Source organism: Actinoplanes sp. TFC3, from assembly GCF_001553785.1.
Lineage (GTDB): Bacteria > Actinomycetota > Actinomycetes > Mycobacteriales > Micromonosporaceae > Actinoplanes.
The window spans coordinates 3,812,672-3,830,828 of the sequence record NZ_LOJP01000001.1; the positions used below are offsets into that span (position 1 = coordinate 3,812,672).

Annotated in this window: 13 protein-coding genes; 5 read left to right on the plus strand and 8 right to left on the minus strand. The window is 69.3% G+C overall.

Annotated features, from left to right (window positions below):
• A partial coding sequence (locus TFC3_RS38040; protein WP_067500864.1) for an SCO2521 family protein occupies window positions 1-819 on the minus strand: 819 nt, incomplete at its 3' end.
• A gap of 285 nt (window positions 820-1,104) precedes the next feature.
• Between TFC3_RS38040 and TFC3_RS17185 the strand changes: the two genes are divergently transcribed.
• A complete protein-coding gene (locus TFC3_RS17185; protein WP_067500866.1) occupies window positions 1,105-2,073 on the plus strand; it encodes an FAD-dependent oxidoreductase in 969 nt (322 codons plus the stop codon).
• A 334-nt stretch (window positions 2,074-2,407) separates the two neighbouring features.
• Here TFC3_RS17185 and TFC3_RS17190 read toward each other — a convergent pair whose 3' ends face one another.
• From TFC3_RS17190 to TFC3_RS17200, 3 genes are all read right to left on the minus strand, one after another.
• Window positions 2,408-3,466, minus strand: a complete 1,059-nt coding sequence (locus TFC3_RS17190) for a winged helix DNA-binding domain-containing protein (RefSeq protein WP_067500868.1) — start codon at window positions 3,464-3,466, stop codon at window positions 2,408-2,410.
• Between the two features lie 76 nt (window positions 3,467-3,542).
• A complete protein-coding gene (gene pgi / locus TFC3_RS17195) occupies window positions 3,543-5,177 on the minus strand; it encodes a glucose-6-phosphate isomerase (RefSeq protein ID WP_067500870.1) in 1,635 nt (544 codons plus the stop codon).
• A gap of 115 nt (window positions 5,178-5,292) precedes the next feature.
• The gene (locus TFC3_RS17200) at window positions 5,293-5,667 is read right to left on the minus strand and encodes a DoxX family protein (protein ID WP_067500872.1); all 375 of its coding nucleotides are present in this window, start codon (window positions 5,665-5,667) and stop codon (window positions 5,293-5,295) included.
• An 85-nt stretch (window positions 5,668-5,752) separates the two neighbouring features.
• On the opposite strand from TFC3_RS17200, the gene TFC3_RS17205 reads away from it, so the two are divergent.
• Genes TFC3_RS17205 through TFC3_RS17215 form a run of 3 tightly spaced genes read left to right on the plus strand, consistent with a single transcriptional unit; the run spans window position 5,753 to window position 9,436 of the window.
• Window positions 5,753-6,238, plus strand: coding sequence for a MarR family winged helix-turn-helix transcriptional regulator (locus tag TFC3_RS17205; protein WP_067500873.1), 486 nt, complete (start codon window positions 5,753-5,755; stop codon window positions 6,236-6,238).
• On the plus strand, window positions 6,225-7,229 hold the full coding sequence (locus TFC3_RS17210) for a zinc-binding dehydrogenase (protein WP_236718168.1): 1,005 nt from the start codon (window positions 6,225-6,227) through the stop codon (window positions 7,227-7,229). Before TFC3_RS17205 ends, TFC3_RS17210 begins: the two co-directional genes overlap by 14 nt.
• A 44-nt stretch (window positions 7,230-7,273) precedes the next feature.
• Entirely contained in the window at window positions 7,274-9,436 is a 2,163-nt protein-coding gene (locus tag TFC3_RS17215) for a glycosyltransferase family 39 protein (RefSeq protein WP_082772116.1), read from the plus strand.
• Between the two features lie 43 nt (window positions 9,437-9,479).
• Here the strand turns inward: TFC3_RS17215 and TFC3_RS17220 are convergent, their stop codons facing one another.
• The 4 genes from TFC3_RS17220 to TFC3_RS17235 all read right to left on the minus strand — a co-directional run bounded on the left by TFC3_RS17220 (window position 9,480) and on the right by TFC3_RS17235 (window position 16,819).
• A complete protein-coding gene (locus TFC3_RS17220; RefSeq protein WP_067500874.1) occupies window positions 9,480-10,328 on the minus strand; it encodes a DNA-3-methyladenine glycosylase in 849 nt (282 codons plus the stop codon).
• 33 nt (window positions 10,329-10,361) lie between these two features.
• Complete coding sequence (locus TFC3_RS17225) at window positions 10,362-12,020, minus strand: FAD-binding dehydrogenase (protein WP_067500877.1); 1,659 nt, start codon at window positions 12,018-12,020, stop codon at window positions 10,362-10,364.
• A 173-nt stretch (window positions 12,021-12,193) separates the two neighbouring features.
• Window positions 12,194-14,890: a bifunctional diguanylate cyclase/phosphodiesterase gene (locus tag TFC3_RS35925; protein WP_236718169.1), complete on the minus strand. Its 2,697-nt coding sequence runs from the start codon at window positions 14,888-14,890 to the stop codon at window positions 12,194-12,196.
• Between the two features lie 270 nt (window positions 14,891-15,160).
• Window positions 15,161-16,819 (minus strand): DNRLRE domain-containing protein, encoded by a 1,659-nt coding sequence (locus TFC3_RS17235; protein WP_067500879.1) that lies wholly within the window; start codon window positions 16,817-16,819, stop codon window positions 15,161-15,163.
• Window positions 16,820-17,239: 420 nt separating this feature from the next.
• On the opposite strand from TFC3_RS17235, the gene TFC3_RS35930 reads away from it, so the two are divergent.
• Window positions 17,240-18,157, plus strand: a 918-nt coding sequence (locus TFC3_RS35930; RefSeq protein ID WP_082772118.1) for a dipeptidase, incomplete at its 3' end; no start/stop codon positions are given.

The window sequence follows — 18,157 nt, forward strand, 5'->3', positions numbered from 1 at the left end:
GTGGATGCCCCGCGCCCGCCACACCTGGTCGGCCAGCTCACCGCCGCGGGCGCCGGGCATCCACAGGTGCAGCAGGTAGTCGATCACCGGGTCGAGCCGGCGCAGCGCCTCGTCGCGCGCCAGAACTCCCGGCGCGGCCTTGCGGATGGCTTCGATCAGCGTGGTGAGCAGCCAGTCGTGCAGGGCCACGTCTTCACACAGCGCGGCGAGCTCACCGGGCGAGCGGCCCGCGGCGGCCAGCCGCAGCGCCCGCTGATCACCGCGGCCGAGCCGGAACACCACAGCGGTGTCCGGCTCGCTGACCGCCAGCCAGCGCAGCCGGGTGCGGGAGCTGCGCAGCCGTGACGTGCCGGGGCGCCCGCTGGTGCGCTGCACCAGCTCCACGGTGCGGGCGGCGATGGCACCGAGATCCAGCGCCGGTGTGTCCGAGGCGAGCGATTCGCTGAGCTCGGGCCAGCGCAGCCGTCCGATCGCCTCGACGACCCCGGGCCGGGCCAGATAGTACGACCAGGGCTGCCGGTCCGTTGCGGACGCCGGCTCGATCGTCGCGTACACCGAGCCCTGCACGGCGTGCCCTCCGGTGAGCGCGGCCCGGGTCAGCACGGTGCCGACGCCGCGCACCTGCCGGGCTGAGCCCGCGCCGACCAGCGAGCAGTCCACGCCGACGGGATTCAGGGCGGAGCGGACGTACGAGATGGGTCGTTGTGAGATCAGCACCCGCTCGCCGGCCACCAGGTCCACGAAGCGGGCGGCCTCTTGCGGGGTGGCTGGATCGCGCCCGCGCAGCAGTCCGGTGTGCACCTCGCCAATGATGAGCATCGGTCCCCCATGTCCGCCTCGGCCCGCAGGGAGACGCCGCATGCGGCTGCAGGACACCGGCGAACGGAGTCTGCGCGAGCGCGGCGCGGCGTGGGCCGCGCGATCGTTCGATTGGACCGCATCCGATCCCGGAATGCAACGACGAGTGGTGGGCCCGCCGCGGTCCGTTCAACTGGCTAGCACCGAGCGTGGTTATGGACAACCCGCGCACGTCCGTGTCCGCAGCCGAAGTACATTCGCGTCTGTCGTCGTGACAGGACGGCAGACGTGGTTGAGCGTCGAACGGTGACCTCTTCCCGCCGCGATGTCCTGATTGTCGGCGCCGGTGTATCAGGCATGACCACCGCGGTACGCCTGGCCGAGGATCCGAGCCGCCCCCGCGTGCACGTGCTGGCGCAGCATCGCCCGGAGCGCAGCACGTCGGCAGCGGCGGGTGCCATCTGGGACCCGATCTACGCCAACCATGATGACGTTCCACGATGGAGTGCGCAAACCTACGAGGTGCTGTGCGCGTTGCATCGGGCCGGGCGCCCCGAGGTGCGACTGGTGGACGGGGTGGAGGCTTCGCGGCACCCGATCACATCGCCGGTCTGGGCCACGGCGCTGCCCGGGTTCCGGGAGTGCGCACCGGCCGAGCTGCCACCCGGCTTTTGCAGTGGATGGTGTTACCGGGCGCCGATCGTCGACATGCCGTCGTACCTGCGGTATCTGGAACGGCGGTTGATGGCAGCCGGCACGGTGGTCAGCCCGACGCGGCTGGAGTCGCTGGACGAAGCGCTGGATGCGGCGCGGGTGGTGGTCAACTGCAGCGGCATCGGCGCGCGGGACCTGGTGCCCGATCCCGAGGTGGTGCCGGTCCGCGGGCAACTTGTGGCCGTACGCAATCCCGGGGTGTCGCAGTTCTTCGCCGAGCACACCGACGAGCTGGACGAGATGACCTACCTGTTGCCGCAGGGTGAGGTTCTACTGCTGGGTGGCAGCGCCGACAAGGACATCGATGACCCGGTGCCGGATCCGGCGGTGGCGCGCGGCATCATCGAGCGGTGCGCGGGCGTGGTGCCGGCGGTCGCGCACGCGCAGGTGCTGGGGCATCGCGTCGGTATCCGCCCGCAGCGCGAGCGGGTCCGCGTCGAGCGCATCGACGCTGGTGACGGCCACGTGCTGGTGCACAACTACGGTCACAGCGGCGCCGGGGTCAGCTTGTCGTGGGGTTGCGCAGAGACGGTCGCCCACCTGCTGTCCGGTGTCCTGTGAAGTCGGTCAACTTCCGTAGCTCCCGGGCCGGACGGCGCGGCAACATGTGCAGGGCCACCTGCAGCACGTCGAGCGCGTCCTGCTGATAGAAATTCCCGCACGTCGGGTACGGGCAGCCCACCTCGTCCGGCGGCTGCTTCCAGCGGCGCAGGGCATCGGCGACAGCACCCGGCCAGTAGCGTTCGTTCTCGACCAGCCTCACGGCCGCGGCCAGCGCACTCGTGGCGTGTGGCAGCCCGGGACGGCGGGTGGATGACTTGCGGCTGCGGGGGCGCAGCTGCGACGGCCGCTTACGCGGCACAGTCCTCTCGGATCAGCATCAGCGCACGCTACCTCAGGACCAGGTGATCTTCAAAGGCAATTCGACGAAGCACGCGTACGGTTCCAGCGCCGCCTCCGCCCGTTTGCGCGCCACCGGCTTGAGGGGCACGAGGGGGAAGATCTCCACCGCCACCGCCTTCTTGGTCAGGGTTCGTTTCCAGGTCGCCACCACCCGCCCCTTCTCCACCAGGGTGGATTGGAAGATGCCGTTGCCGCCGGGCACCACCGCCGCCAGGTGACCCTCGTCGAGCATCATGGCGCGGTCCTTGTAGCCCAGCATGTACTCGTCGAAGCCGGGCAGCGCCGCCCAGTCGTCGAGCGCCTTGGGGCCGGGTTCGAGCACCTCGGGGTCCACGTACATCTCGGCGCCCTCGACGCTCACGGTGGTGAGCTTGTCACCGGCCAGCGCGATGGCTTTCTTGCAGTCGGTCAGGGTCAGCCCGGTCCAGCGGGCCAGGTCCTGGCGGGTAGCCGGGCCGTGGCTGCGGAAGTAGCGGTGGGCGATGAGGGCGAGCGCCTCGTCGCGGCTGGGCCGGTTGGGCTCGGGCACCCATTCGTCGAGCAGCACAAAGGTCTGCTCCTTGCCGAGGTGCGGGGCGATGCAGGTGACGCCCTGCTGACTGGCGTACCAGAGCAGGTGGTAACCCAGTTGCCCGCTCACCTCGACGCCGCCGTCGATCAGCGCGGCCAGGCACTCGGCTCGCGTCATGCGTTTGCCGCCCTGCAGGGCGGCGCCGAGCACCTCGACCGCCTTGTCCGCGACCTGCTCGCTGAGCCCGAGCAACTCACGGCGTTTGGCGGCACCGGCCAGCGCCCGCACCCCCATCAGCTCCAGCATCCAGTGGGCGTCGGCGCCGGGAATCAGGTGCACCGTGCCGCGCATGGGCCACGTGCGGATGGCTTCGCGGCGCTCCAGGGCGGCGTCGATGTCGCCGCGCGTCGAGCCGGGCAGCCGCACCCCCAGCGACCACAGCCCGCTGGCCATGTCCTGGGCCTGCAGGGCGCCGAACCAGTCGACGATCTCCGCCACGCTGCCCAGGCGTTTGCCGGGGGTGAGCAGCAGGCTGCGCATGCGAACGGCTAGGGCGTGTTCCGCGGTGAACTCCACGAAACAGCACCCTAGCCGCCGGGTACGACAAAAACCGTGATCAGCGGCCGCGCTGCTGGCGGTATCGTCCGATCAGCGTGCCGGTCGAGGAGTCGGTGCTGCCGGCCTCGGGGGCCGACGGGCCGGTCAGCAGCGGCGCGAGCTGGTTGGCCATGACCTTGCCGAGCTCCACGCCCCACTGGTCGAAGGAGTTGATCTGCCAGATGGTGCCCTGGGTGAAGGTGATGTGCTCGTAGAGCGCGATCAGCTGGCCCAGCACCGACGGGGTCAGCTTCTCGGCCAGGATCGTGGTGGTGGGGTGGTTACCCGGCATCACCTTGTGGGCCACGATGTCCGCGGCCACGCCCTCCGCCTCGATCTGCTCGGCGGTGCGCCCGAACGCCAGCGCCCCGGTCTGGGCGAAGAAGTTGGACATGAACAGGTCGTGCATCTCACCGGTGTCGTGGTTGGGCACGCTGAAACCGATGAAGTCGGCCGGGATCAGCTTGGTGCCCTGGTGGATGAGCTGGTAGAACGCGTGCTGGCCGTTGGTGCCGGGCTCGCCCCAGAACACCTCGCCGGTCTGGAACTCCACCGCCGAGCCGTCCAGGCGTACGTGCTTGCCGTTGCTCTCCATGGTCAGCTGCTGCAGGTAGGCCGCGAAGCGGTGCAGATACTGCGAGTACGGCAGCACCGCGTGCGACTGGGCGCCCAGGAACGTGTCGTACCAGACGTTGAGCAGGCCCAGCAGCGCCGGCACGTTCTGCTCCAGCGGCGTGGTGAGGAAGTGCTGGTCCACGGCGTGGTAGCCGGCCAGCATGTCGCCGAACTGCTCCTTGCCGATCGCGATCATGACCGACAGGCCGACCGCGCTGGGCAACGAGTAGCGCCCGCCCACCCAGTCCCAGAAGCCGAACATGTTTGCGGTGTCGATGCCGAAATCCGACACCCGCTGCGCGTTGGTGCTGACCGCGACGAAGTGCTTGGCCACCGCGGACTGATCGCCACCGAGCCCGGCGAGCAGCCAGTTGCGCGCCTCGGTGGCGTTGGTCAGCGTCTCCTGCGTGCCGAAGGTCTTGCTCACGATGACGAACAGGGTGCTGGCCGGGTCGAGGTCGTGGGTCTTGGCGTACAGGTCGGTCGGGTCGATGTTGGACACGAACCGGCATTCCAGGCCAGGCTGGGCGTAGACCTTCAAAGCCTCGTAGGCCATCACGGGCCCCAGGTCGGAGCCGCCGATGCCGATGTTGACGACGGTCTTGATCCGCTCGCCGGTGGCGCCCTTCCACTCCCCCGAGCGCACCTTGTCGCTGAACGCGCCCATCCGGTCGAGTACCTCGTGCACCTCGGCCACGACATCCTGGCCGTCCACGTTCAGCGAGGCGTCACGCGGCAGCCGCAGCGCGGTGTGCAGCACGGCCCGGTCCTCGGTGACGTTGATGTGCTCGCCGGCGAACATGGCCGCCGTGCGCTCGCGCAGTTGCGCCTTCTCGGCCAGCGCCAGCAGCGCGCTGATCACCTCGTCGGTGACCAGGTTCTTGCTGTAGTCCACGTAGAGGTCCGCGACCTGGGCGGTGAGCCGCTCACCGCGCCGTGGGTCGCTGTCGAACAGCTCGCGCAGGTGCACGCTGGAAAATTTCTCCGCGTGGCCCTGCACGGCCTGCCATTCGGCGCTGTCGGAAACGTGTTCGCTCATTGCCTTGACTCCCGCCTGAACCGACTATCGGTGTCATCGTGGCACGGATCCGGCGTTGCTGCCGCTGATCCTTCAGGGCGAGACCGGTCACAACCGCCCAGAGCGAGCAGAAGTTCTAGAAGGAGTACGGTCCGAAGCGCCCCCACGCCACGAACGCGGCCAGCACGAGGAAAACGATGCTCGGCGCGGCCGTGTTCAGCTCGTGGCGGCGGGCGTGCACGATCACCGCACCGATCATCATCAGGACCACGCCCACGGCCGCCAGCGGAACGAAGATCGGGGCGATGTCGAGCAGCGCGGGCAGGATGAGCCCGATCGCCGCGAGCACCTCCAGCGCGCCGATGGCCTTGACCATGCCCGGCGAGAAGTCGCTGGCCCAGCCCATGCCGGAGGCCGCAAGCTGCTCCCGGCTGCGCAGCACCTTCATCACTCCGGCGCCGAGCATGGCCACGGCGAGCAGTCCGGCAACGATCCACAGGGCGACGTTCATGATGATCCGATCTCGTATCGAGGAGTTGAGCGTTCAACTCGGACGATAGCCCAACGGAGTTGAACGTTCAAGATACAATCGGCCGGTGGACGACGACGTGAAGTGGCTCGACGAGGACCAGCTGAACGCGTGGATGGGGTTCGCCGGGCTGCTGACAGCGCTACCCGCCGAGCTGGACAGCCAGATGCAGCGCCAGGCCGGGATCACCCAGTTCGAATACCTGGTGATGGCCGCGCTGTCCGAGGCCACCGACCGCACGCTGCGGATGAGCGTCATCTCCCGCTTCGCCCACGGCTCGCTGTCGCGGCTGTCCCACCTGATCAAGCGGCTGGAGAAACGCGGCTGGGTGCACCGCGAACTTGACCCCGCCGACGGGCGCTACACCAACGCCATCCTCACCGACGCCGGCTACGCCAAGGTCGTGGCGACCGCACCGGGGCACGTGCGACTCGTCCGCCGCCTGGTCATCGACGCCCTGACCCCGGCGCAGCTGCACCGCCTGGGCGACACGAGCCGGCGCATCCTGGATACGATCAACCCCGGCGAACAATGCCCCGGTGCCCGACGATGAGGCCATGCGCGCTTTCGTCATCACCGGCCCGGGAACCGCCTCCGTGCAGCACGTCGAGCCACCTGCGGCCGGGCCGGGCGAGGTGGTCGTGGCGGTCGAGCGGGCCGGGGTGTGCGGCACCGACGCGGAGTTCTTCTCCGGGCACATGACCTACCTGCACACCGGTCAGGCCCACTATCCGGTTCGCATCGGGCACGAGTGGTGCGGCACGGTCACCGAGGCCGGGCCGGGCGTGGATCCCGCCTGGATCGGCAAGCGGGTCACCGGGGACACCATGCTGGGCTGCGGGCACTGCGAACGGTGCCGGGGTGGCCGTCAGCACCTGTGTGCCGATCGCTACGAGATCGGCATCCGCAACGGGTGGCCGGGGGCGCTTGCGGAACTTGTGAGCGTACCGGTGAAGGCACTTTTTGATCTGCCTGATGCGGTTGACGAAACGCTCGGGGCGCTGGTGGAACCCGGGGCCAATGCCCTGCGGGCAGTGCGGGCGGCGGCGCTCCGGGCCGGGCAGCGGGTGCTGGTGGCAGGACCCGGCACGATCGGGCGGCTGACGGCCATGATCGCGGCTGCGCACGGTGCGCAGGTGCACCTGCTGGGAGAAACCGCCGAGGCGGGGGTCTGGGATGCCGCCACGCTGCCGGACCTGCGATGGGACGCGGTGGTGGACGCTTCCAACGGTACGGGCATACCGGCGCGGGCGATCGATCTCGTGGAGCCAGGCGGACGCGTGGTGTTCATCGGGCTGGCCGCGCATCCCAGCCTGCTCGACAGCCGCGCGCTGGTGCTCAAGGACATCACCGCGACGGGAGTGCTCAGCGGTTCCGGAGGCCTGGCCGGCGTGATCGAGCTGTACGCATCCGGCGCCGTCGACCCTCGCCCGCTGGTGGGTGCAACCGTGCCTCTGACCGAAACCGCCGCCGTGCTGGCCGGCGACTACCGGGGTTCCGGACCGAAGATCCACATCGACCCGCGGCTCACAGAAACCCCATAGACAGGGCACAGACCCCCGCCAGGCCCGCGACCGACGGTGGTGCCATGACCACGTTGATGGACCGCCCGGCCACCGCACCGCAGGCCATGGCCCCGCCGCCGCGGCGGACTCCCGGCTGGGAACCGATCGCGCTCGCTGCGCTGCTCCTCGGCACCGCCGCGCTCTACCTGTGGAACCTGTCCGCCTCCGGCTGGGGCAACAGCTTCTACGCGGCGGCCGCCCAAGCCGGTGCGCAGAGCTGGAAGGCGTGGCTGTTCGGCTCCCTGGACGCCGGCAACGCCATCACTGTCGACAAACCCCCAGCCGCTCTGTGGGTGATGGGCCTGTCGGCGCGCCTGTTCGGCGTCAACAGCTGGGCGATCCTGGCCCCGCAAGCGATGATGGGCGTGGCCTCGGTGTACCTGGTCCACGCCTCGGTGAAACGCTGGTTCGGGCCGGTTGCGGGCCTGCTCGGGGGGCTGGGTCTGGCGCTCACCCCGGTCGCGGTGCTGATGTTTCGCTACGACAACCCGGACGCGCTGCTGGTGCTGCTGATGACCGCCGGGGCCTACACCACCATCCGCGCTGTCGAGAAGGCGTCATGCAAGTGGCTCGCGTTGACCGGGGTGCTGCTCGGCTTCGGGTTCCTGACCAAGATGATGCAGGCGTTCCTGGTACTGCCGGCGTTCGCGCTGGTCTACCTGGTTGCTGCGCCGACGGGGGTGGGCAAGCGCGTTCGGGACCTGCTGATCGCTGGCGTGGCGCTGGTGGTTTCGGCTGGGTGGTACGTGGCGTTGGTGTCGCTGTGGCCGGCCTCGTCTCGGCCGTTCATCGCCGGGTCGACGAACAATACGTTGTGGGAGTTGGCTGTTGGGTACAACGGTCTGGGGCGCATCTTGGGGCAGGGCTTTTCCCTCGGCGGCGGCTCTTCTGTTGGCGGCGGCGCTGGGGGCGGCGGTGCTGGGAGCCAGAACGCTTCGTTCGGCGGGGCCAGCGGGATCGGCCGGCTCTTCGGTTCGGCGATGGGCCTGGAGATCAGCTGGCTGCTGCCCGGCGCGCTGCTGGCGCTGGTCGCCATCCTGGGCCTGACGTGGCGCGCACCGCGCACTGACCGTACCCGTGCGGCGGCTGTTCTCTGGGGCGGCTGGGTGCTGGTCACCGGCGTCACGTTTTCCTACATGAGCGGCACCATCCATCCGTACTACACCGTGGCGCTGGCCCCGGCGATCGCCGCATTGGTCGCCGTGGGCGCCCGGATGCTGTGGCTGCGGCGGACCGCACTGGTCGCCCGGATCACCCTGGCCACGATGATGCTGGGGACCGCTGGGTGGGGCTGGGTGCTGCTCGGGCGTACCGATTGGCTGCCGGCACTGCGCTGGGTTGCGCTTACTGGCGGGGCCGTTGCGGCGGTGGCCATTGTGCTGGCGGGGCGTTCTTCGTCCGGGCTGGGTCTGCGCCTGCGCCGGGTCGCGGTGATCGCGGTGCTGGCGGGTGTGCTGTCGGCGGGGGCGGGCAGCGCTGCCTGGGCGACCGCGACGGCTGGGGAGGCGCACACCGGCAGCATCCCGAGTTCCGGCCCGGCAGGCGTTACGCAAAGTGGCATGACCGGCGGCTTCGGCGGCCAACGCCCCGGTTCCGGTACGTCCCCAGCCAATGCCCCTACCAACGTCCCCGGCACCAGCTCCGCGCAGGGCGGTGCTTCCACGAACTCCGGATCCACAACCTCCGGCTCGTCGCAGGCCGGCTCCTCGCAGGCCGGCTCCTCGCAGGCCGGCTCCTCGCCTAGCGGCGGGCGGGGGGGGGGGGGCACGGGGGGGCAGGGCAGCAACAGTGAACTCGCCGCGGCCCTGAAAGCAACCTCCACCACCTGGTCCGCAGCCGTCAGCGGCGCCACCTCGGCCGCCGACCTCGAGCTGGCCAGCGGTACAGCGGTGATCGCGCTCGGCGGCTGGAACGGCAGCGACCCCTCCCCCACCCTCGAACAGTTCCAGGCATACGTAGCAGCCGGCAAAATCACCTACTACATCTCTGGCGGAGCGATGGGCGGCGGGGCCCAAGGCAGCGCAACCCAAAGCGGCGCAAGCAGCGGCACGAGCCAAAGCTCCAGCAGCCAAAGCTCCAGCAGCCAAAGCGCCGGATCCACCGAGGCCTCCCAGATCGCCGCCTGGGTCGCCGCGAACTACACCGCCACCACCATCGGCGGCACCACCGTCTACCAGCTCGACTGACCACCCACCTGAGCCCCGCACCCCCAAGCCACGGGTGCGGGGCTCACCCTCGCGCCCGAAGCCAGAACGTCACCCATGACCGCAGCGGCCGCCACCCCTCGCTGATCCTCCGATACTCCACCTCCCCCACCGTTGACGGCAGTTCATACGCCTCCCGCACAGCAGCCAACGTGCGCGGCTCGTCCATCGTGAACACGTCCGGGGCGCCCGCGCCCCGGACGAGGATCAGCGCAGCCGAGAACGGTCCGACGCCCGGCAACTCCCGCAGCGTCGCCACGGCTTGCGACGGTGGCACCGCGCGCAGGGTCTCCGTGGTCAACGGGCCATCCAGTGCCGCCTTCGCCAGCTCCTGCAGCCGCTCGGCTTTCACCGGCGGCACTGCGGGCAGGCTGGCGCCGCTGAGCACCACCTCCGGCGAGGGGAACGCGATCAGTGGGAGCCCGTCCACCTCGACGGTCGTGCCGAGCTGCTCACCGATCCGGCGCTTGATGCCGGCGGCCGCGCGCATGGACGTGCGTTGCGACAGCACCGCCCAGCACGCGGCTTCCCAGGGCGTCCAGAAGCACACCGGTCGCAGGCCCGGCGCCGACTCGACGAGCGAGGCCACCACCGGGTCGCGGGCGGCGATGGCTGCGATCGGCGTCGCGTCCACGTCGATCGACAGGATGCGGGCCACCTCGTCGGACACGTCGGTGCCCGAGCACGAGATGTGCACGGCTGGGCCGTTCTGGGACACGCGGACGCCGACCGGCTTCCAGTCGTGTTCGCTGCAGTAGGCGAACCTCAGCACCGGATCACCGGTCGGCACCGACCCCGCCGCCCACTGCTCCAGGAAGCCGATCGACCGGCCGAGCTCGAACGGTCCCCTCGGCTCGAACACACGCTCCGTCATACCCCCACCCCAGCATGGGGGTACGACAAAAAATCAGCTCACCGCAGCCGCCGCTGCTCGCCCGGCGACCCGGCCCGAGAAAATGCAGCCGCCCAGGAACGTACCCTCCAACGAGTTGTAGCCGTGCATCCCGCCGCCGCCGAAACCGGCCACCTCGCCCGCCGCGTAAACACCCGGCAGGGGCGAGCCGTCCGCGCGCAGAACCCGGGCGCTCAAGTCGGTCTGCAGGCCACCCAACGTCTTGCGGGTCAGGATATTGAGCCGGACGGCGATCAGCGGCCCGGCCGCCGGGTCCAGCAGGCGATGCGGGGTGGCCACGCGCACCAGGCGGTCACCCCGGTAGCGGCGAGCGCCGTGGATCGCGGTGACCTGGGCGTCCTTGCTGAACGGGTTGGCGATCTCGCGGTCGCGCGCCTCCACGATGCCGCGCACCGAGGCGAGGTCGAGGCCCGGGCCACCGTACGCCGCCGCGAGCTTGTTCATGCCCTCGACAAGGTCCGGCAGATTGGCGGCGAGAACGAAGTCCTCACCTTTCTGCTTGAAAGCCTCGACCGGCGGGGTGGCCCCTGGACGTACCCGGCCAAGGGTTTGCCTGATGCTTTTGCCGGTGAGGTCGGGGTTCTGTTCCGATCCGGAGAGGGCGAACTCCTTCTCGATGACTTTCTGGGTGAGGATGAACCAGCTGTAGTCGTACCCGGTGGAAAGAATGTGGTGCAGTGTGCCGAGCGTGTCGAAGCCCGGGAAGAAGGGGGCCGGCAGGCGTTTACCGGTGGCGTCGAGCCAAAGCGACGACGGGCCGGGCAGAATGCGAATGCCGTGGCCCGGCCAGATCGGATCCCAGTTGCGCAGCCCCTCGGTGTAATGCCACATGCGGTCCGGGTTGATGATGCGTCCCCCGGCCGCCTGGGTGATCCCCAGCATCCGGCCGTCGACGTGTTCCGGCACGCCCGAAACCATCCGCGCCGGCGGGGTACCGAGACGAGCGGGCCACGCTTTGCGCACCAGGTCGTGATTGCCGCCGATTCCGCCTGCGGTCACCACAACCGCTTGTCCCTCGTACGAGAAATCGTCGACTTCCACCCGCGAGCTCGACTGCCCCCGCAGAATGCTGCTCGGCTCCAGAACCTTGCCCCGAACCCCGGTGACGACGCCGCCCGCGGTCACCAGATCATCGACGCGATGCCGGAAAGCGAACGTCACCAGACCCCGTTCTGCCGCCGCCCGCACCCGCCGCTCGAAAGGCGCAACGACGCCCGGCCCGGTACCCCAGGTGATGTGAAATCGCGGCACCGAATTGCCATGTCCATCGGCCGCCGCCCCGCCGCGTTCGGGCCATCCCACAATCGGGAACCATCGCATGCCCATCGCGCGCAACCAGGAACGTTTCTCCCCCGCCGCGAACTCCACATAAGCCTTGGCCCACCGGCGCGGCCATTCGTCCTCGGGCCGGTCAAAGGCGGCACTGCCCTGCCAATCCTGCCAAGCAAGATCGAAATTATCCCGTACGCCCAACCGCCGCTGTTCCGGCGTGCCGACCAGAAACAGCCCCCCGAACGACCAGAAAGCCTGCCCGCCCAGGCTCTGCTCGGGCTCCTGGTCTAGCAGGAGCACCCGCTTGCCCGCATCGGCCAGCTCAGCAGTGGCCACAAGCCCGGCCAGCCCAGCCCCAACGACGATCACATCCGCGTCCATCGCACCACCCTACGAACGCGAATCGGAATCACATAGTCCCCCCAGGTGGCAATTCCCCGACCGCTTATGAGGTATCAACCCGAGCCGCCGCACTTCAGACGGGTCCTTGACACACCGCCTTGAGCATCCTAGGAATCTAGGTTGCAGGTTCAAGCCAGCCGGTCGGCTGTCCGCTAAGCGAGCACCTCACCCCCCACCGCCTGAACCCCTCGCTCCAGCAGTACCTCAGCCTCCCCTGCCGGCACTGGCCGCGACAGGAGGTAACCCTGCGCCAGATCGCACTGCAGTTCCCGCAACGCCGCCAACTGCGCAGGGTGCTCGATTCCCTCCGCCACCGTCACCATGCCGAGGCTTCGGCCGAGTTGCACGATGGTCCGGACCAGGGCTTCGTCTTCGCGATCGCCGCCGAGGCGGTCCACGAAGGAACGGTCGATTTTGAGGATGTCCATGGGGTAGCGGCGCAGATAGGCCAGCGACGAGAACCCCGTGCCGAAGTCGTCCATGGCCAGGCTGACGCCCAGAGCCTTGAGCCGGTGCAGTTGGGTGAGGTTTTCGTCGGTGTCCGTCAACAGGACGCTTTCGGTCATTTCCAGGCAGAGCTGCTCGGCCGGCATTCCAGTTCCGGCCAGGACCTCGGCCACCATTTCCGACAGATCGCCGAATTCGAACTGGCGCACCGACACGTTCACCGCCATTTTGAGGTGCCGGGTGGTTCCGGCGCCCCACGCCACGGCTTGCCGGCAGGCTTCGGTGAGCACCCACCGGCCCAGCGGCACAATCAACCCCGTTGCCTCGGCGATGCCGATGAAGTCCAACGGCGAAACAAGTCCCCGGGCCGGGTGGTGCCAGCGAACCAAGGCTTCAAAACCGACGATATCCCCGGTACGCAGATCCACCGTCGGCTGGTAATGCAAAGCCAACTCGTCCCGGGTCAGAGCGGCCCGCAGATCCTCTTCCAACGCCAGCCGCTCGACCAGCCCGGCCAGCATGGTCTCGTCATAGGCGGCCAGCCCGTCGCCGCCGGCGTTCTTGGCGCGGTACATCGCCAGATCGGCATTGCGAATCAGCTGCCCGGCGTCGTCGGCGTCGCCCGCGCAGGCCAAACCGATGCTGGCCGAGGTTCGCAGTTCACGCTCGCCGACCTGGAATGGTTCCTGCAGGGCGGTACCAATGCGCCCCGCCACGGCTTCGGCGTCGCAACGGGCGGTCGCGGACTGCACTATCACCGCGAATTCGTCGCCGCCGAAGCGGGCCACGACGTCCTCGCTGCGTACCGCCTCGCGCAAACGCTCGGCCACCCGGACCAGCATCTGGTCGCCGATCGCGTGCCCCAAACTGTCGTTGATCTCTTTGAAACCATCAAGGTCCAGGACCAGAATGGCGACATCGGTACGATCGGAGCCCCCGAGCGCCGACGCCAGCAGATCGCCGAACAAGGCCCGGCTCGCCAATCCGGTCAGCGAATCGTGGTAGGCCTCGTACATCAATTGCTCTTGCAGTTCCTTGGCATCGTGCACGTCGCGGGTGTTGAGCACGAAACCCTGGATCGCCGGGTCGTCCAGCAGGTTAGTGACAGTCATCTCGGCCAGGCGCAGACGGCCGTCGTTATGCCGTACCGGCAATTCGAAGATCTGGGCGGCACCCGGCTCGCGCAGAGCGGCCGTCATGGCCTCGACCAGCCGCGGCCGGCCCTCCTCATCGAGGATCTCCACCAGCCGGCGCCCGACCAGCCAGGAGGCCCGCAGGCCGAAGATCCGCTCGACCGAGTCGCTCTGGTAGCGGATCGTGGTGTCGGCGGCCATGATCGCGACCGAGTCCGAGCTCTGCTGCACCAGCGCACGGAACCGCAACTCGCTGGTGCGCAGCTCGTCGGTGCGAGACCCCACGCGGGCCTCGAGGTCGGTGGTCAGGCGCCGGTTCTCCAGCAGCGTGAGCAACTGCCGGACCACGATCAGCAAGATCAGCGCGGACCGGCATCCGGCATAGAACTGGTCGCTGTGCCCCGACAGCGCGTACGAGACCACGCTGCACGCCAGCGCACCGAGCACGGCCGCGTAGGGCACCATGACAGCGAAAGGGCGGTCGACTCGGTCATCGCCGTCGATCTGCGCGCCAACCGGCATGCCGGGGTGCCGCGCGGCGAGCAGGATCAGCGCGAAACACAGGAACCAGACCACGTCGAGCAGCCCGCCGGACGGGTGCTCGCCGTGCAGCGTCAGGTACGTGAACGCGCAGTCGGCGACCGCGATGACGACCATGGCCACGCCGATGAGCATGAGCGGGGCGGCGTCCTGGCGGGCGCGGCGCAACCGGGCCAGCATGTACAGCACGACGGTGGTCAGCACGACGTCGCCGATCGGGCAGGCCACCAGCACGGCCAGGTGCAGGCTGCTGCCCGCGCCGGCCTCGACCAGCGGGCGCAGCACCAGGATCCAGCTGACCAGCAGCAACGAGCAGGCGATCATCAGCCCGTCGACGATGCTGCGCAGCCGGTGGATGCGCGCCTGGCGGCCGAGCGGGAACAGCAGCAGAGCGGTCACGATCAGCAGGAGCATGCCGAGGTAGCCGACCTCGGCGAGGCCGGGTGAGGGGACCTCGCGGCCCTCGACCGACTCGATCCACGCCCCCACCACGCTGCCCAGGCCCCAGGACAGGCAACCGGCGCCCACCCCGGCCCAGCCCCAGCCGGACCGGCCACGCCGGCGACGCCCCCGGATGAGACAGGCCACGCCCGCCGTAGAAGTCATCAGGATGCCGGTGACGTTGGTGATCGCCCGCGAGAGGCCGACGCCGGAGCCGGAGGCGATCAGCGCCGCATACGCGACCACGCTGAGCAGGATGGCCACGGGTACGGCAGTGCGGCGCAGCATGCCAGACATCGCACGCCCCCCCACGCCGCTCCTGAGTGCCCCGGACACTTCTTGAACACCGAGATCGGGTGAGCGGCCGTGCACTTGAGGACTTCGCCGGGCCGGTCAGGTGCTGAGCAGCACCCACGTCGGCGACCGCCGTCTTGCACGATGGCCAGGATGGTGGCCGTCAGGCCGGTGGCGGTGTCCAGGGCCAGCGGGAGCCAGACATCCAAACGCCACGACAGCCGCCCGGCAAGATGCACCGGGCGGCTGTCGTGTCAGGTTGAGTCAGTTGGCGATCTTCACGTCGAACATCTTGTCCGCGGCGAGCGCCCGGAATGCGGCGAGGTTGGCGCGCGTGCTGTCGATGCTGATGTCGCGGTCACCCTGGTCGTCGTGCTTGGTGTCGAAGTAGACAACGGCCTTGATGTTCGGGCGCCTCTTGAGCGTCGGCAGCACGCTTCGGAAACCGGCGGTCTTGTCGGCGACCTTGCCGACACGGTGGTAGACGCCCCACTCGGCGACCATCATCGGCTTGGTGGCGTGCTTGGTGGCTGCCCAGTCGTAGAAGCCCTGGCCGTTCGGCGCGGCGCGGTCAAGCAGGTCGTTGAACACACCGGCGTGGTAGTAGCCGCGCTCAGCGCTGACGTAGGAGTCCAGGCCGATCCAGTCGACAACGCCGTCGCCCGGGTACAGGTCCTTCCACCAGGACTGCGCCATCCACTTCTCGTTACCCATGTACGTGAGCACGTTGATCGCGTTGCTGACACCCTGGGCCCGCAGGCGCTGGATGGTGTGCCGGTACATGGCGGCGAAGTCCTTGGCCTCCCAGCCCGAGCCGGTGCGGGCCACAACGTCGTTCTCCGGCTCGTGGTTGAGCACGAGGAAGAACTTCTCCGGGAACGTCGACTTCACGCGTGCGGCGAAGCGGTCGATGCGGGCGTCCTGCTCACCCTTGGCAACCTTGGCCCACGAGGAACCGTAGGCGATCTTCCAGTTCAGCAGCAGCACGCGCGGGCGGGCGGCGTCACGCGCCATGGCCATCTCCGACGCGGTCGGGAACGGCTCGTCACCCTTGTGGTAGGTGTGGAAGATGCTCGCGGTGCGGCCGCTGAGCTTCTCCCAGTTCGTCAGCGCAGCGTCACGCGGCGCGTCGGTGAAGCCGCCGGCGGCAGCGCCCCACAGCACGCCACACGACGGGACAAGCAGTTTGCCGGTCACACAACCACCAGCCGGGGCCGACGGCGGGGGCGGCGGCATGTCCTCGTCCTCGACCGCCGGCGGGATGTCCTCGGCGGGCATTTCGGGCACATAGTCCGAGGGCGTCTCACCCTCGCCAGGCTGCTCCTCGGCCACCGGCGGTGCGGTCCCGGCCTGCGTGCTGACAACCAGCTCCGGGCCATTGCTGGACTCCGAGCTGCGGAAGCGGGTCACGGCGCTGGTGGCCGAGGACTGCAAGGCGAAGGTGTACGTTCCCGGCCCGGTGATCGCACCACTGACGTCGAACGTCACGTCGGCAGCGTCACCCTTCGGGGTCAGCGAGTCGACGACGGCACCCAGCGCGGGGGCGCTCTGGGCGGTCAGCGACTTCTCGGACCACTCGGTGACGGCAACGCGGTTCAGCGTGAACTTGCCGGAGACGGCGCCCACGGTCGCCAGCTTCAGCCGGGCACCGGTGGCCTTCGTGCCCGCCGGCACCACGAACCGCAGGAACCCCACCTTGGTGTCCCGCTCCAGCCGGCCAACCGACAGCTTCTCCTCGGCGCCGAAAGAGGCATCCTTACGCCCCGACGACACGTAGGTGTCATCGGCCGCGGCGAGCTTCAGCTCCGGCCCGGCGGCGGCACTGGCGGCGCTGCCGGCCGCCCCGAGGGCCACCGTGGCTCCGGCACCGGCGGCCAGGGCGGCCAGGGCGGTAACGGACTTCTTCAGCTTCGAGCGACGCATTTGTGTATCTCCCCCGCTTGCTCTGCTCTGGCTTCTTTGGCGGTGCGCTTTGGTGCTGCGCTTTCGCGCTGTTGAGGGAAACTTTGCGGCCCGTTGGGAGCGAGATCCGGTCCCGCTCGGTTGCCTACCGGTTGCGAACCAACCTTTCGGCGGGACTTGAGGATTCTCCAGCCGAAGATTTCGGTCATCCGGGCGGAACGGGCCCTATGCTTCGCACTGGATCGTCGATCGTTCCTGTCCCGCTCCCCCGCCGTTTCCTGCTCCTCTCCCCCGCCGTTCCCGTTCTCCCGCCGTTTCCTGCTCCTCTCCCCCGCCGTTCCCGTTCTCCCGCCGTTCCCGTTCTCCAGCCGTTCCCGTTCTCCAGCTCGGAGGTAGTTCGTGACCGCCCTGCCGCCCGCTGTCCAGGCCGCCCTGGCCGCCATGCCGGTGATCGACGGCCACAACGACTTGCCGATGGCCCTGCGCGCCCGCGCCGGCTACCGGGTGGCCGGGCTGGCCGCGGAACGCCCGGAATTCCACACCGACATCGCCCGGCTGCGCGCCGGCGGGGTCGGCGGCCAGTTCTGGTCCGTGTACGTACCCTCGGACCTGCCTGAACCTGAGGCCGTGGCGGCAACCATGGAGCAGGTCGACGCGGTGTACCGCCTGGTCGCGGCGTACCCGTCAGAGCTTGCCATCGCCCGCACCGCCGCCGACGTCACCGCCGCCATCGCGTCAGGCCGCATCGCGTCGCTCATCGGCATCGAAGGCGGCCACAGCATCGCGTCGTCGCTGGGGGTACTGCGATCGTTCGCCCGCCTGGGGGTGCGCTACATGACCCTCACGCACAACAACAACACCACATGGGCCGACTCAGCCGTCAATGTCCCCGGCGCTGCCGTTCTCGCCGCAGGCACTTCCGCCGCAAGCGCTTCCCCCCGGGGCGTTTCAGCCGGGGGTGTTTCCGCCGTGGGGGCCTCCGCCGGGGGTGTTTCCGCCGGGGGTGTTTCCGCCGTGGGGGCCTCCGGCGTGGGCGGGCTAAACGACGAAGGCCGAGCGGTTGTGGCCGAGATGCAGCGCATCGGCATGCTCGTCGACCTCTCCCACGTAGCCACCGCCACCATGCACGCGGCCCTGGACATAGCCACCGCCCCGGTCATCTTCAGCCACTCCTCGGCCCGAGCCATCTGCGATCACCGCCGCAACGCCCCCGACGAGGTACTGGTCCGGTTGAAGGAAAACGAAGGAATCTGCATGGCAACCTTCGTCCCGTCGTTCGTATCCCCCGAAGTAGCAGCCTGGTCCGACGCGGCAGACGCCGAATGGTCCCGCCTGGGCCTGCCCACCGACCCCTGGCCC

Excerpts from the sequence above, each read along its gene's own strand:
- TFC3_RS17190 (WP_067500868.1), bottom strand. The coding sequence starts at position 3,466 with ATGCGCAGCCTGCTGCTCACCCCCGGCAAACGCCTGGGCAGCGTGGCG.
- pgi (WP_067500870.1), bottom strand. The coding sequence starts at position 5,177 with ATGAGCGAACACGTTTCCGACAGCGCCGAATGGCAGGCCGTGCAGGGC.
- TFC3_RS17200 (WP_067500872.1), bottom strand. The coding sequence starts at position 5,667 with ATGAACGTCGCCCTGTGGATCGTTGCCGGACTGCTCGCCGTGGCCATG.
- TFC3_RS17215 (WP_082772116.1), top strand. The coding sequence starts at position 7,274 with ATGACCACGTTGATGGACCGCCCGGCCACCGCACCGCAGGCCATGGCC.
- TFC3_RS17220 (WP_067500874.1), bottom strand. The coding sequence starts at position 10,328 with ATGACGGAGCGTGTGTTCGAGCCGAGGGGACCGTTCGAGCTCGGCCGG.
- TFC3_RS17225 (WP_067500877.1), bottom strand. The coding sequence starts at position 12,020 with ATGGACGCGGATGTGATCGTCGTTGGGGCTGGGCTGGCCGGGCTTGTG.
- TFC3_RS35925 (WP_236718169.1), bottom strand. The coding sequence starts at position 14,890 with ATGCTGCGCCGCACTGCCGTACCCGTGGCCATCCTGCTCAGCGTGGTC.
- TFC3_RS17235 (WP_067500879.1), bottom strand. The coding sequence starts at position 16,819 with ATGCGTCGCTCGAAGCTGAAGAAGTCCGTTACCGCCCTGGCCGCCCTG.